Below are 2,131 nucleotides of genomic sequence, written 5' to 3'. Positions count from 1 at the left end.
TGCTCGGCGACGACCGCGAAGCCGCGGCCCTGCTCGCCGGCGCGGGCGGCCTCGATGGCCGCGTTGAGCGCCAGCAGGTTGGTCTGCCCGGCGATCCCGGTGATCGTGTCGACGATCCCGGAGATCCGCTCGGACTTGCGCGAGAGCTCGGACATGGCGACGGAGACGTCACCGGTGATGCCGGCCATCGCCTCGATGGCCTCCGTCGCGCTCTGCGACGCGAGGCTGCCCTCCTCGGCGGCGGTGCGCGTGGCGTCAGCGGCGGAGGACGTCTCGCGGACGGCCTCGGAGCCCTCGCCCGTGGCGGTCGACATCGCGTCGGCGACGCCGCGGGTGGACTCGGCGGTGCGGGCCTGGCGCTCGGCGCCCTGGGCGACGTCGGACACGGCGTGGGCGATCTCGCCGACGGCACGGCCGGCCTCCTCGGACGTCGACGCCATCTCCTGGGAGGACGCCGACAGCGACTGCGCGGTCTCGGCGACCTGTCCGATCATCGCCGTCAGGGAGTCGCGGGAGTCGTTGTAGCTGCCCACGGAGCTGACGGTCTTGTCGCGGATGGTGTTGACGGACTGCGCGATGTCGCCGAGCTCGTCGTTCGACCACCCCTCGATCCGCGGGGTCACCGGCTGGACGGCGTAGGTCAGGTCGCCGGCGGCGAGCCGGCCGAGGCCCTGGTCGAGCTCGGTGAGGCAGTGGTCGGCGAGCGAGACGACGCTGGCCTGGATCCGGCCGACCGTGCGCCGCATGCTGCGGGCGAAGAGCCACGCCATGACGAGGCCGGCGAGCAGGGCGCCGGCGAGCAGGGCCAGGGAGAGGGTGCGGCCCGAGGCGTAGGTGGCGCTCGCGGCGTCGTTCGTGGCCAGGGCGGCGGCGTCGAGGTCGTCCGACAGGCGCTTGGTCGTGGTCACGACCGGCTGCGCCACCGTGGCGTTCAGCGCCCGGTTGCGCTGCACGAGCGGCGGCGCACCGGCGATGCGCGCGGCGTCGGGAGCACCCTCGAGGCGGGCGGTCGAGGTCAGGAGCGCGTCGCGATCGGGCGTGTAGCCCGCGTATGCGCGGCGCACCTCCGCGACGTCGTCGCGCATCTCCGGCGCCACGCCACGCTGCAGGGCGGCGAGCCGCTTGGCGATCTCGCGGTCGTTCTCGGCGATCCGGTCGGTCGTCTGTCGGCGCTGGGCGGCGGTGCTCGTCGGGTCGACGAGCGCGAGGATCTGGGCGCTGACGTTCTGCCGGTTCTCCTGCGTGCGGGCACGGAGGACGGAGACGTCGGCCAGCGGCTCGGCGCCCCGGTAGTAGAGGTTCTCGGTGTCCTCGTTGAGCGAGGAGAGCCCGCTGAGAGCGACGATCGTGAGGACGGTCGTGATCAGCAGCAGGGTGCCGCCGAACGCGAGGAGCTTCGCGCGGATCGAGATCCGGCGAGGAGTGCGGGTCATGGGGTCTTCTTCGGTCGGATCGGTGAGAACACGCGTTCCTGGTCCACCGTAGATCGGCGTGTACCGTGTACAGCTGAGCGGGATGGACGGACGCACTAGCCCGATCGGCCGATAGGCCTAGGCGAGGCAGCCCCCCGGAAACGATTCGGGCCCCGCGATATGTCGTCGCGGGGCCCGGATCGGTGGTCCTCGGTGGGGGCGGGGAGCGCGTCGCCGCGGCCCCCCGCCGTGGCGGATCAGGACGCGGTCAGCGTGAAGCGCGCGCAGAGCGCCTCGAGCTCCTCCGCGGTGCGGGCGAGCTCCTGGGCGGAAGCGGCGACCTGCTGGGTCGAGGCGCTGGTCTCCTGCGTCGAGGCCGAGACCTGCTCGGACGACGCGGAGGACTCCTCGGCGATCGCGGCGACGTCGGAGATGTCGTCGCGGACGCGGTCGGCGCTCGCCGTGATCTGGCCCATCACGACGGCGATCTGCTCGATGCGGCCGTGGACGTCGTCGACGGAGCCCGTGATCTGGGTGAACGCCTCCTCCGTCACGGCGGACGCGGCGACGCACTCGTCGATGCTGGCGGAGCCGGAGCCGATGACCTCGACGGCGTGGGCCGTCGAACCCTGGATCTCCTGCACGAGGCCCGCGATGGAGGCCGCGGCGTCCTGGGACTCCTCGGCGAGCTTGCGGACCTGCTCGGCGACGACCGCGAA

At 73.0% G+C, this 2,131-nt stretch carries 2 protein-coding genes; both read right to left on the bottom strand.

The window, feature by feature from the left end; genetic code table 11:
* Positions 1–1,433, bottom strand: a 1,433-nt coding sequence (locus F593_RS29010) for a methyl-accepting chemotaxis protein (protein ID WP_022930730.1), incomplete at its 3' end; no start/stop codon positions are given.
* Between the two features lie 236 nt (positions 1,434–1,669).
* A partial coding sequence (locus tag F593_RS0121090; RefSeq protein ID WP_028721865.1) for a methyl-accepting chemotaxis protein occupies positions 1,670–2,131 on the bottom strand: 462 nt, incomplete at its 5' end.

The organism is Patulibacter americanus DSM 16676, from assembly GCF_000420025.1.
GTDB lineage: Bacteria > Actinomycetota > Thermoleophilia > Solirubrobacterales > Solirubrobacteraceae > Patulibacter > Patulibacter americanus.
Note: the sequence above shows the minus strand (reverse complement) of the source record. Positions and strands in the feature narration are given on the sequence as shown.